Annotated in this window: 16 protein-coding genes and 1 pseudogene; 12 read left to right on the top strand and 5 right to left on the bottom strand. The window is 42.1% G+C overall.

What is annotated here, in order from left to right; translation table 11 throughout:
* Positions 1-189 precede the first annotated feature (189 nt).
* The 3 genes from H6F77_RS27320 (at position 190) to H6F77_RS01460 (ending at position 3,106) form a co-directional block, all read left to right on the top strand.
* The gene (locus H6F77_RS27320; protein WP_199321127.1) at positions 190-330 is read left to right on the top strand and encodes a hypothetical protein; all 141 of its coding nucleotides are present in this window, start codon (positions 190-192) and stop codon (positions 328-330) included.
* A 353-nt stretch (positions 331-683) separates the two neighbouring features.
* The gene (locus H6F77_RS01465; protein ID WP_190484648.1) at positions 684-2,117 is read left to right on the top strand and encodes an ATP-binding protein; all 1,434 of its coding nucleotides are present in this window, start codon (positions 684-686) and stop codon (positions 2,115-2,117) included.
* The gene (locus tag H6F77_RS01460; protein ID WP_190484646.1) at positions 2,114-3,106 is read left to right on the top strand and encodes an O-methyltransferase; all 993 of its coding nucleotides are present in this window, start codon (positions 2,114-2,116) and stop codon (positions 3,104-3,106) included. Before H6F77_RS01465 ends, H6F77_RS01460 begins: the two co-directional genes overlap by 4 nt.
* A 203-nt stretch (positions 3,107-3,309) precedes the next feature.
* Here H6F77_RS01460 and H6F77_RS28170 read toward each other — a convergent pair whose 3' ends face one another.
* From H6F77_RS28170 to H6F77_RS01450, 3 genes are read right to left on the bottom strand one after another with little or no spacing between them, the layout of a single operon-like run.
* Complete coding sequence (locus H6F77_RS28170) at positions 3,310-3,444, bottom strand: hypothetical protein (RefSeq protein WP_255515677.1); 135 nt, start codon at positions 3,442-3,444, stop codon at positions 3,310-3,312.
* A 12-nt stretch (positions 3,445-3,456) separates the two neighbouring features.
* Entirely contained in the window at positions 3,457-3,870 is a 414-nt protein-coding gene (locus H6F77_RS01455) for an HNH endonuclease (protein ID WP_190484645.1), read from the bottom strand.
* Entirely contained in the window at positions 3,871-4,080 is a 210-nt protein-coding gene (locus H6F77_RS01450) for a hypothetical protein (RefSeq protein ID WP_190484643.1), read from the bottom strand. It abuts the gene before it with no gap.
* A gap of 240 nt (positions 4,081-4,320) precedes the next feature.
* Between H6F77_RS01450 and H6F77_RS27310 the strand changes: the two genes are divergently transcribed.
* The 9 genes and pseudogenes from H6F77_RS27310 (at position 4,321) to H6F77_RS01410 (ending at position 9,549) form a co-directional block, all read left to right on the top strand.
* Positions 4,321-4,497, top strand: a complete 177-nt coding sequence (locus H6F77_RS27310) for a hypothetical protein (protein ID WP_199321126.1) — start codon at positions 4,321-4,323, stop codon at positions 4,495-4,497.
* Positions 4,498-4,515: 18 nt separating this feature from the next.
* Positions 4,516-4,737, top strand: a pseudogene (locus tag H6F77_RS01445) (M48 metallopeptidase family protein); the annotation flags it as partial.
* A 180-nt stretch (positions 4,738-4,917) separates the two neighbouring features.
* A complete protein-coding gene (locus H6F77_RS01440) occupies positions 4,918-5,655 on the top strand; it encodes a hypothetical protein (RefSeq protein ID WP_190484641.1) in 738 nt (245 codons plus the stop codon).
* 14 nt (positions 5,656-5,669) lie between these two features.
* Positions 5,670-7,520, top strand: a complete 1,851-nt coding sequence (locus H6F77_RS01435; RefSeq protein WP_190484639.1) for a glycosyltransferase family 4 protein — start codon at positions 5,670-5,672, stop codon at positions 7,518-7,520.
* 81 nt (positions 7,521-7,601) lie between these two features.
* Positions 7,602-8,069, top strand: a complete 468-nt coding sequence (locus H6F77_RS01430) for a hypothetical protein (RefSeq protein ID WP_190484636.1) — start codon at positions 7,602-7,604, stop codon at positions 8,067-8,069.
* 232 nt (positions 8,070-8,301) lie between these two features.
* A complete protein-coding gene (locus H6F77_RS01425) occupies positions 8,302-8,589 on the top strand; it encodes a hypothetical protein (protein WP_190484634.1) in 288 nt (95 codons plus the stop codon).
* A gap of 202 nt (positions 8,590-8,791) precedes the next feature.
* Positions 8,792-9,001 carry a hypothetical protein gene (locus H6F77_RS01420; protein WP_242021823.1) on the top strand — a complete coding sequence of 70 codons (210 nt, stop codon included), beginning with the start codon at positions 8,792-8,794 and terminating at the stop codon, positions 8,999-9,001.
* Positions 8,998-9,300 carry a helix-turn-helix domain-containing protein gene (locus H6F77_RS01415; protein ID WP_190484632.1) on the top strand — a complete coding sequence of 101 codons (303 nt, stop codon included), beginning with the start codon at positions 8,998-9,000 and terminating at the stop codon, positions 9,298-9,300. The genes H6F77_RS01420 and H6F77_RS01415 overlap by 4 nt, the downstream gene beginning before the upstream one ends.
* A 96-nt stretch (positions 9,301-9,396) precedes the next feature.
* Positions 9,397-9,549, top strand: a complete 153-nt coding sequence (locus H6F77_RS01410) for a hypothetical protein (RefSeq protein WP_190484630.1) — start codon at positions 9,397-9,399, stop codon at positions 9,547-9,549.
* A gap of 89 nt (positions 9,550-9,638) precedes the next feature.
* Here H6F77_RS01410 and H6F77_RS01405 read toward each other — a convergent pair whose 3' ends face one another.
* Together H6F77_RS01405 and H6F77_RS01400 are read right to left on the bottom strand one after the other, a co-directional pair.
* Positions 9,639-10,085: a carboxysome distribution maintenance protein McdB gene (locus H6F77_RS01405; protein WP_190484628.1), complete on the bottom strand. Its 447-nt coding sequence runs from the start codon at positions 10,083-10,085 to the stop codon at positions 9,639-9,641.
* A complete protein-coding gene (locus H6F77_RS01400) occupies positions 10,072-10,872 on the bottom strand; it encodes a ParA family protein (RefSeq protein ID WP_190484626.1) in 801 nt (266 codons plus the stop codon). The genes H6F77_RS01405 and H6F77_RS01400 overlap by 14 nt, the downstream gene beginning before the upstream one ends.
* Positions 10,873-11,203 lie beyond the last annotated feature (331 nt).

The raw sequence follows: 11,203 nt of genomic DNA, 5'->3' as shown, positions 1-11,203 counted from the left end.
GCAACTATCAACTCACCGATTCTACCTAGTGACCTCAATGCCAGAGTCCTCCGGACAGTAAGCGTAACTGATAGCGATCGCACTCCGAAATCGCTGGAACCCAAACTTTTCTAAAAGCGCGATTGCCTTCGCCCGATTTTAGATTTACAAATTACTGCTTTTGTCAATCGTGTTGGAGCTTATCCTCGGTTGGTTCAGGTACGCGAGTTAGGCGACTGTCGGGGTTCCTGCCGACACAAAGAGATTTATATTTATCACGCTCCGTGTGGCTATGCTACCGCGAACGATGATGAGTATGTGGTGGTTGACGAGTTGGTGCATCTGAATTGAACCGCACCATACTCATGCGTTTTGGCATAGGGTAGAGCGGATTTTGAGTGATTGGTGCGATCGCAAACAGTGGCTAGCGGGGAATGGAGTGAGTTATAACTTTTAGGGATGAATGAGAAGTGGGAGCGCTCACTTTTTATGGAGAGGTGGAGCGATCGCATTCATCAACGCTTGCGAGAGAACCTCAGAAGCTTTGAGCGGTAGATGAGTCTGTTTGACGATTCAGCAAAAAGTGGCTCATAAAGGCAGATCAGTGTTATCACCTTAATTGAGGACAGTTAGCAATAGCGCTCACTTTATAGGGAGAGATGAGAGCAATTACAGGTAGTTGTTACCTAAAAATGGAGCAAGTTATGAGCGAACAAAAGCTACCGAGTGAACTAAACGCATCACCTACAAAAAGCTTTTTTGTAGAAATGCTTACTCGCGATATTGAACTTGAAGATGCAATTCTTGATCTTTTAGATAATTGTATTGATGGAATACAACGAATTATCAAAGATAAAGATAATTATACTTCCGACGAGAAGCCTTATGAAGCTTTTTGGGCGAAATTAACTTTCTCGAATGAAAATTTCACAATTAAGGATAATTGCGGTGGGATACCAATAGATGTAGCTCAAAGCTATGCTTTTAGAATGGGAAGGCCTAATAATAACGTCGATAATGATGTTTATACAATTGGGACTTATGGTATTGGAATGAAAAGATCCATCTTCAAAATGGGTCGATCAAGCGAAGTAATATCACAAACAGAAACTGATTCTTTTAAAGTTACTATTCATCCTGAGTGGCTAACCGATGATAAGAATTGGAACTTACCATTTGAAATTATTGAGCCTGCTTTGAAGGAAAATGGAACATTGATTAAAATAGCTGACTTATATTCTGGTATTATCAATGCATTTTCGTCACAGCAATCCATCCTAGTTAACTCTCTTGTAAATAAAATTTCTCATCATTACAGCTATATCCTTTACAAAGGTTTTACCGTCTGGATTAATGAAAAAAAAATTGCTCCAAAGCCTTTGAATCTTCTCTGGGATGGTGTTGAGCAAATGGACAAGCCAAGTATTATTGCTCCATACCTTTATGAATCAGAGAAAAATGGAGTTGATATTAAACTGGCAATTGGTTTTTATAGACCTACCGCTAGTGAGGAGGAGGTGGATGATGAGATGGCAGGTAATAGGAGGAGTAGCGAAGCCGCAGGTTGGACTATTGTCTGCAATGATCGTGTAGTGCTGTATTGCGATAAAACCCGTTTGACTGGCTGGGGAGAGGAGAGAGTTCCTAGCTATCATCCTCAATTTATTGCAATTTCAGGAGTTGTATACTTTCGCAGTAAAGATGCAAGAAAATTACCCATCACGACAACCAAAAGGGGTATAGATGCATCTTCTGATATCTACTTGTATATTAAAGATTTCATGAGAGAAGGGCTGAAAATATTTACGTCATACACTAACAAATGGAAAACAAATATTGTTGAGGAAAAGAGGAGAGTAGAGAAAGCCCAGCTTGTTGATCCAAATAAACTTTTTCAAGAGATTCCATCTCAAAATTGGATAAAAGTCAGAAATAAAAACAATGAAAGAAAGTATATTCCTTCTCTACCTATGCCAGAGACCCAAAATGGTCAATACCGTAAAAAAAATATAAAATTCTCTAGACCTGATCAAGAGATTAAAATAGTTGCTGAGTATTTATTTGAAGACTCTGATCGTGAACCTTCAGAAGTTGGTAATGAATGCTTTGAAAAAGTTTTGAGAGAGGCTAGGCAATGAGTGGAGCATCAATTCCTTATCATTTAAGACCTAACAAAGCAATTGATAGATATGCATTTATAGAGTTACTATCAAAAGTGGATAGATATAGAGATTGCGATATTTCTCAGTATAAATATGTGGGTTTTGGTGGTCATTCATTGGAGGACTTTAAATATATTCATTCTCGATTTGGAATATGCAATATGATTTCTATTGAAGAGGATGCAGAAGTCTATAATAGACAAAAATTTAACCAGCCTCATAATTGTATTGATTGTCTTCACCAATCTAGCGATAATTTTATCAACGAATTTCAAAGGACAGACCCAACTATAATTTGGTTAGATTACGTTAAACCGTCTGACCTTAGAAAGCAGATTGAGGAATTCCAGGCTACTATCAGCAAGCTAGAGCCACTCGATATTGTTAAAATTACTGTCAATTCTCATCCAGCATCTTATGTACCATCTGGCACAGGAATGGATTCTTTTACGCTTAAAAATGCCAGAATTGAAAAATTGAACACGATGCTAGGAGATATTTTTCCTTCTGCTGACGTGACAGTAGATATGATGACCGAGAAGAGATTTCCAGAAGCGCTTTGTCTGGTTTTAAAATATGCTGCTAATTTAGCAATGGTAGGACAATCTGATATTTACTTTCAATCTCTAACTGCTTTTTCATATGCAGATGGTCAACAAATGCTTACAGTGACAGGCATCCTACTTGAGAACACTAAAAATCAAGAATTTTTCAATCAAACAAATATAGATAAATGGGAACTTAGTAATATAAACTGGAAAGATCCGCGACGAATTAACGTGCCGGATTTAACAATTAAGGAGCGATTGTACATTGATTCGCGTTTGCCAAACTCTCAAGCAAAGGCAATTCAAGATGAGTTAGGATTTTTATTTGATTCCAAGGAAAGTGTATCGATTGAAATGTTGGAAACTTATACTATGTTTTATCGCCAATCACCATACTTTTCAAGGATACTTGTTTAGTAAAGCAAATAAATTAAACAAACGTCTAAATTCTACTAGCTCTATAAAGCTTGTAAAATATCACTAACAAGCTCTCTTGAGCTAATAACTAAAACCAGATATCTTGCTCGTCAATCTGAGCATTCTGCTCATTAGCGTAACTGGTGGTGATAACACCTTCCTCCGCTCAGACATTCGCTTCAAATTCAACACTTTTTACCAAATTAGCGCTCATTCACCATCAATCCCCCCAACTTTTCCAGCAACGCCTGCCACGCCTGAATCTGCTGCTGTAATTGCCCAATGCGATCGCGTTTGGCAGGATGAGGAGAAGCGATCACTCTTTCATTGCCTGCCAACTGTAGACAAGTTTAGGGTGGTGGATGACGACCTAGCAATTCCTCTTCTGCCCTAATCGCTAACATTGTTGCTCGATTCAAATCAAGTGCTTGCATCGTTGCTCGACCTGTAGCTGTCAACCCGACAACTTGCACACCGTTCCAATCAAAGTGTTCTTTCCATACCTGTTGGCGAGGATTAAAAATGGAGACAACTTCACCCGTCTCCGAATCCTCCAGATTTTGCCGTGCACCCTTGCGAAGTGAGCAGGAGACACAAGCAAGAGCCAAGTTTTCAGCAATCGTCTCGCCACCTGCTACGACAGGAAGAATGTGGTCGATATGGAAAGTTGCTACTTGACCAATTTGTGATATCCCGCAATATTCACAACGGTTATCTGCTCTTTGAATGACTAATCGACGGAGGGAAGCTGGAATCGTTACCATCTATACTTGCTTCATCACCCGTGTTGATCGCAAACGCAGTAGAGATAAAAATTCCACCAGTTCAACCAGTCCTTCTGCTTCCTGTCGTTCTGCCTGAGACAGTGTATAGCCCTCGTCCTGACGATCCAACAAAAATTGTAAGCGTGCGTGAACCGCTTGGGGAAGCTGGAATCGGGTTAGTTCGATAGGAATCTCTACGATTTCTGACATAGAGCAGTTAGTTTAATTAGCCACTTTGCTGTAGCCTCATTGTAGGCGAAAGCATCCCAAGGGCCTATGTGTCGCAATCAAACACTGCCTTGGTGCGAACGGAAGGGATAGTGCGATAGCAAAGTATGCCGAAGAAAGCTTATCACTCATTCATTCCCTCCCAACGTTTCCAGCAACGCTTGCCACGCCTCAATCTGCTGCTGTAATTGCTGAATGCGATCACGTTTTGGATGAGGGGAAGTGCGATCACTTATTCATTCCCTCCCAACTTTTCCAACAACACTTGCCACGCCTCAACCTGCTGCTGTAACTGCTGGATGCGATCGCCTTCGTCAGATTTTAGATATGCAGATTGCTGCTTTTGTCAATCGTGTTGAAGCTTCTCCTCGGTCGGTTCAGGTACGCGAGTTAGGCTAGCGCCGGGGTTCCTGCGGACACAAGGGAGACTTATATTTTCATTGGCGAGTGGCAATGCTGCCGCGAACCATGATTGAGTATGTGGTGGTTCATGAGTTGGTGCATTTGATTGAACCGCATCATACTACTGCATTCTGGGCTAGGGTGGAGCGGGTTGTGAGTGATTGGTGCGATGCCTACGGCGGGCTTCGCCAACGTAAGCAGTGGCTAGCTCAGAATGGAGTGAGTTATAACCTTTAGGGATGGGTGAGACGTGGGTTCTCTCGCATTCATCAACGCTTGCGAGAGAACCTCAGAACCTTTAAGTGGTAGATGAGTCAGTCTGACAATTCATCTACTAGATTATGATGTTGTTGGCATTAATGCTGTACGAGTGAGCGAAATCGTCAGACGACTGCACTGAATTCCACTACAACCCTATTGGCTTCAGGTTCAATGTCTCCATCAGTTATTGAAAACTTTGTAGTTGGTATTTTAACAAGCATTATAACAGCCCTTGCTGTTTGGCTATGGGAAAAGCTACGCAAATCCAGAATTCTAAATCGGAGGGCTGCCTTTTTTGGCCTTTTACCAAAAGAAAGATGCCTTGCCGTGATGAATCATAATCCTAAAAGCCCGAATACAATGTCTCATTCAGACGTACAGACGTTGATTCAAGTTGTTAGGCTTGTAGATGAAATTGGCTCCCAATTATTTATTGCTCCCTTCGACGAAATACTGGAACCTGCTGGAGGTACGACTGAATTTTGTATAGGTGGTCCGGACTCCAATCAGAGAACCAAAGTACATTTAGAAAATTTTCTCAAGGGGATTCATCTGAAACCTTACGCACCAGGTGACTCCGATAATATTGCGATTGTTACCAAAGACGAGAAATTTAGATATGAGAAAAACAATACCGAACACGCTGTTTTGGCAAGACTTTATCCTAGTTCTACTTCTCATCCTGTGATTTTAATTTGTGGACAGACAGCAAGAAGTAATCAGGGAGCTATTCACTATTTAATTCAAAATTATGATAATTTTTTGAGAAAGAAATTTGGAAATAAAAAACAGTTTTGTCTAATTGTTACCTTACAGTCACCTTCAACATATGGATACAAATCTGCAAGACTAGAGAAAGATCTGACAGACACAGCATTTATTCCATTTTACTAATAAATTTCAAGGCTATGAGTGAATGCCTCGTATTTCTCGCAACAGCTTGGGGAACGCGCCACGGAGGAATCAATTCTTTCAACTACGATCTCTGTAAAGCTTTGGCTAAACTATTGGCTAAATTAGGCCATTCTGACTTAAAAGTCGTTTGCATTGTTGATGAAGGAAAAAAAGCCAATGAGGGTCAAGATGCTCAGGAATCAGGTGTAGAACTTCTCATTGTTTCTCCATCAGATGATCTTGACTCACATATAGATAATATTCGTGGCCGACTTTTAATGTCCGAAATGAAACCTAAGTGGGTGATAGGGCATGACGTGAAGACTGGACTGAGAGCTATTGAGTTATCGAAATATTATCAGGTTTCAGTCGCCGTGTTTCATCATATGGATTATGCATCATATAAATCCCTCCAAGTTAAAAACGATGAGCATTACGTTGTGTCTCAAAGAGAAATCTTATCAGCGGCTCATACTGTGTTCGCTGTTGGCCCTAAATTGAAAGAGCTTGCCCGTGACATAGTTGGGGAGAAAATCTCAGTCATAGAAGTTCTGCCTGGTCTGGCAGATATAGAAGCGTGGATAACGCCGTCCCGCTTCTCAGCAATCACTTTTGGACGGCTTGAACAAGAGAACAATTTACTTAAGCAGACAAGCCTAGCTGTAGCTAGTTTTGCACAAGCAGTAGGAACCCCTGGAAACTCGCTTAATGCCGATGCTGAACTTACCGTGATTGGATTTAAAGGTGAAGAAGACGAGGAGTATCAATTACTCAACTCAATTGTGGAAAAATACACAGATATACACATACCACTTCACCCTTGGCAGTACAACCAAAATCGAGCAAAACTGTTTGAGCATCTTCGCCGTCAGACTGTTTGCATGATGCTCTCTATTCATGACGGCTTTGGTCTAACTGGTCTGGAGGCAATAAGCGCTGAAGTTCCGCTCATTCTTTCAATGAATACTGGCTTATACGTTGCCGTAAAAAATACTCTTGGAGGAGCGGGAATTGGATGTTTACATCCAGTTGAGGTTCGTCGCCCTCCTCAAGGACAAGAATATAACGATAAAAGTGTTGAGGACGTTGCAAAAGTTCTTCTTAAAATAGCCAAGCACAAAGCAGAAGAAAAAGAAAATGCTAAATCGCTGAAAAAACAATTATCTGAATTATGGACATGGGAAAACACAGCTCGCAAACTTCTTAAGGGACTCGGTTATGAGGGAAATAACTCAGCAGATATTTCCGATTCTGATACATTACTACAGAATAAATCTACGATTGAAACTAGAAGTGAATCTACTCAAACTAATTCTGAGATAGTTCTGGCAGAACAAAAAAATAGTGAAGGGGAGAATCAACTACCTGACACATTAAAACAGGATATGCCTAATCTTAAAATAGTTGCTAACCATCCAGTGCGTCCAAAACCAGAAGTTCCAAAATTTAAGAAGGAAATAATCAACTTAATACAACATATAAAATATCACTTAAAATCTTTAGACAAATCCGAGCTAAAAAGAATACTAGAGCGAGATTTGCCATATCCTGCAATGTTTGACGGAATAATTAAACCCACTTTCATTAGAGATACCTTAACTACCATTAGAGAACTCAGTGAGCAGTATAGCAACAGCAGCCAATCTGTTCTACTAAGTGAAGCTTATGATCTAGCAAATCGAGCTAACAGACTACTTGATATATGCTTTCAAGAAATTCTAATTTTGAAGAAAGCCTCGTCAAGGAAATCTAGTTTATATACGAAAAAAATAGATAATGTTAAGCAGCTATTTGACCAAATTGAGCAACAGCTATCAACTTTAGTTTCTCATCTTGAAGAAGCTGTCTTTCAAGATATTTACTAGAGATTTTATTTTTTAAATAACAGTTTTTAGAAACTCAAATTTATGATTAGTTTAAGTATTTTACTGATATGAGTATAGCCAATGGGGCAGGTTGCAATTGTTCCTAATGGAGATGAAAGCCTTTCTATTAAGGAACTGCGCCAACGCATTGAAGATCTACAGAATTATACTAAACAACTCAAAGGTGCAGGAGAGGATTTGCCAGACTCAAAGATGTTTATGAATGCAATGAGTGAACCCCTTACCGGATTTGTTAAAAACCTTAAAAAGCTGAGACAAAAACTTAATACAGATGGTGAGAATTGTCAACAATTGCATAACACAATTATTGAGATTGAAGGCGAGTTTAAAGAAGAAGATGTAGTAGCAAAATACTCGGTTTTCGTTCGTCGTTTACGTAAGTGGGAAACAAAGATTGGAGACATAGAAGAAGAGGTGGAATTGGATAGTTTGCGTCTAGAACTTAGGGAATATATTCGTGATTTTGCTGAACGATTGGAGGAAGCCCTAGAGAATAGATGCTACCCAAACTTAGAACAAGCTCAGTAAATTAAATTAATAATTAAAATTGAATGTCCGTGACAAATGCTAAAATTTTGCTCTATACCTAAGGCACGTTGACAACAAACTCAAAGGATTATGAATAGCCGTATTTAAATAAAACTCCCAAAAAGTCAAAGCCAGCGCCTAACCTTCCTACAGCCGACGCTGGCTCTTGGCTCCCTAATACAAGGAGACTCTAACAATAGTCAAACCAAGTTATCGAAGTGACAGCCCCTGTATGTATCAGAGAGGCTATCAGCAAGCCTTAGAGGATTTTGCGATCGCGCCTTTTCTCACCCGCCTAAAAACCTACTCCGACCCTGACTTCGATGCAGCGTGGATGAACCTAACCCAACTCGAACTCGAAAGCCTAACCGCCATCCTCATCCAAGACTTTACCGCCAACCTGAAAGGAAAAGCGATCGCTGGCTACTTGAAGGCCTTGCGTCACGGTAGCACTGATATATCCCCCAGCTTAACCCTCTTTTGTCACTCTCGGAAAATCACGCTCGAAGCTAAACTCTGAAAGCTTCCAGACGTAAGGATTCGAGGCGTGAGTTTCTATCAGAAACTCAAAAATGTAGACCTATTGCGAGAACTCTTGCCATATCAGGGTTTCAGCGTTTGCAATCACCCAGAGTGACAAAAGAGGGTTAGTTCACCGAGTATTCACGCCCCCATCCATTGACCTGCCTGCCAACTTCCCCAATGTTCAGACCCCTCGCTACTTGTACGGCGACAAACTGCACTGGGTTCCTGACAGGGATAAGACAGACTGGGGTGTTGCAATTGGAAGATTCTACAGCTTTGCTCCCCACCACTGCGCTTGGACGTGGTGCTACCTGATCTGGTTCGATAAACTCTCCCCTAGTTCCCTTTGGACAGTTGCCGATATCGCCTGGGAAAACGACCTCGAACCCCTGGAGGACGCTGCATGAAACCCCTTCCTCTCACCAAAGAAGAGCAAACCCTAATCGACCTCTACGGATACTGCCAACTCGGAATGACACCGCAGCAATTCTACGCCAAATGGCAAGTGAATCACGAAGCGATCGCCTTCATCTGCTCTCGTTCCATGTCTACCGTTCGACGCTGGTTTAGAAGGGGTAAAAACTACCGCCGTCCGCAACCTGCCGATTTACGCCATCTCGCTTTGATGGATTTCCTATTGGAGCATTATCAGGACATTCCCGAACAACTCTTAAACGCGGTGTGCTGTCCTAAGCACAACCCTTAACAATCCCATCACCCCATGTAAATACCCATTTGAAATTATCTCGCTAGCCATCCTACTAATAGGGTGGCTTTAGTTGTTTAGAGCGATCTACAAAGCTTGAGAACAATCAAAGCGAACCAGAGCAAAGCCAACAACCGCAGGGCTTTAGGACGGCGTATCGCCCAAGAAATTGCAGTTATCCGCGCTGCACTCAAACGACGCGGCTTGCAATACGCTCCAGCGTTGCCGATAACCGACGATGAGGATTGACCTCTATGCTGAGCCGGGAGCAGATTGCAGTCCTACGTAAGCTTAGTAAAGTCAAACCTCAATGAGCAACTGAAGTTTCTTATTAAAGCTTAACCGCTGTACTTTTGAACCAGTGCCATTGTCCTCTTTACTAATCCAGCTCGTTTACGTTCACGCAACCGCACTTTGGCATCCGCTACTACTTCCTCTTTCAGTTCTGGTTTGGACTGCAACAAGGCTATTGCTGCTTCAATAAACGTTTCTGGCGTAATCTCCTGTGACTCACACACTCGCAGTAAATCAGCTCTGATTCCTTGCTCTAAATGAACAGCCAACCGCTTCCCCACCTGTGGCAGGTTTTCTAACTCCGCCTGTAGCCGCTGTAACTCTTGAGGCTCAACATTAGTTTGGGCAGAATCGTCGGCATCACTAATTTCAGTAAGTGCAGAAGCTTCCTCCACCTCTTTAGAGCGATTAAGTGAGAGTGAGGCATCGCGGGGAGTTACCTTAGGGCGCGACTTGGATGTAATCAACGAACGAATGTCAGGATTTGTCATGCCTACTCTCCAACGAATAAATCTTGTCTACTAGAACCTCAATTGGATAAGCCAAATCCCCCTGGCCCATTTCGTGCAGCGTTAATCCTTGGTTAATCGCTTGCTTGAACTTCTCCGACTCCCGAATCGACGGCAGCACCAAATCCTGTTCAAACCATTGCATAGTAATTTGCTTCATCGACTCAATGTTGCTCTCACTTTCCGTCGTGCGGCGCAAGCCTACCCAGCGATCGCGAAACGGAACTACACCCAAAACCCTCCCCCCAAACGTTTCATCCTCTTCGTTGAGTTCGTTAATCAACTCCAGGGTGCGAATCAATGACTGTAAGCCTTTTACCGAAGCTTCAACCGGAATCATCAACCCATCAGACGCACCAATTACCGTTAGGGAAATTTGCGATCGCTGTGGCGGTGCATCGATCAGGCAATAATCAAAGAGCTTGGCAACACTTTTGAGCCGTCGCCCCAGTGTCAAAGCACCCGTGCCGCTACCTGCCAGATAATCTTGCACCGTGTCTAGAGCATCATCAGAGGGAATCAAAAACAGATTGTCGTACCTCGTCTCGTAAATTCCATCCTTAGTATCGACCTGCTTTTTGAGAACTTCGAGCAGAGTGGGGCTATCGGGTTCCACAGTGAAACCCAGGAAAGTCGTCAAGCTGCTCTGAGGGTCGGCATCGATTGCCAAAACTGTATGTCCTTTCACGGCTAACAGACGAGCCACGAACAAAACCATTGTCGTCTTCCCCTGACCTCCAGCCAAGGATATGGAGCTGACTGTCTGCATCGTTGAACAAGTAACGCGGTGAGATTAGGCAGATATTCAGTAAGTGTATATTGAAGAGTTGAATTTTTGCAAATATTCAGAACTGAAAAAGTACAAAACCTTTAAAATGACTAAATATAAAACTGCACTTTTGAACAAATGCAGTTTTGCAGACCGATCACGCAGACGGTTAGCTCTTGGTACGGCAATGGAGAATGATGGAGCTGACATCTGCTGTAAGCAGCAGCGCTTCGCTATCGCCAAACTTTTCGGTCTACTGACCTTGCCTAGGCGTTTTCCGAATTCGCCGACAGTGTCTTCGTTACTTTTCCCCCTATGAGGTCGGTCTACT

The organism is Microcoleus sp. FACHB-831, from assembly GCF_014695585.1.
Classification (GTDB): Bacteria; Cyanobacteriota; Cyanobacteriia; order Cyanobacteriales; family FACHB-T130; genus FACHB-831.
The sequence above is the reverse complement of the archived record's forward strand: the minus strand, read 5'-3'. Positions and strand labels throughout refer to the sequence as shown.

Excerpts from the sequence above, each read along its gene's own strand:
- H6F77_RS01400 (WP_190484626.1), bottom strand. The coding sequence starts at position 10,872 with ATGCAGACAGTCAGCTCCATATCCTTGGCTGGAGGTCAGGGGAAGACG.
- H6F77_RS01435 (WP_190484639.1), top strand. The coding sequence starts at position 5,670 with ATGAGTGAATGCCTCGTATTTCTCGCAACAGCTTGGGGAACGCGCCAC.
- H6F77_RS01425 (WP_190484634.1), top strand. The coding sequence starts at position 8,302 with ATGTATCAGAGAGGCTATCAGCAAGCCTTAGAGGATTTTGCGATCGCG.
- H6F77_RS01460 (WP_190484646.1), top strand. The coding sequence starts at position 2,114 with ATGAGTGGAGCATCAATTCCTTATCATTTAAGACCTAACAAAGCAATT.
- H6F77_RS01415 (WP_190484632.1), top strand. The coding sequence starts at position 8,998 with ATGAAACCCCTTCCTCTCACCAAAGAAGAGCAAACCCTAATCGACCTC.
- H6F77_RS01430 (WP_190484636.1), top strand. The coding sequence starts at position 7,602 with ATGGGGCAGGTTGCAATTGTTCCTAATGGAGATGAAAGCCTTTCTATT.
- H6F77_RS01405 (WP_190484628.1), bottom strand. The coding sequence starts at position 10,085 with ATGACAAATCCTGACATTCGTTCGTTGATTACATCCAAGTCGCGCCCT.
- H6F77_RS01465 (WP_190484648.1), top strand. The coding sequence starts at position 684 with ATGAGCGAACAAAAGCTACCGAGTGAACTAAACGCATCACCTACAAAA.
- H6F77_RS01450 (WP_190484643.1), bottom strand. The coding sequence starts at position 4,080 with ATGTCAGAAATCGTAGAGATTCCTATCGAACTAACCCGATTCCAGCTT.
- H6F77_RS01455 (WP_190484645.1), bottom strand. The coding sequence starts at position 3,870 with ATGGTAACGATTCCAGCTTCCCTCCGTCGATTAGTCATTCAAAGAGCA.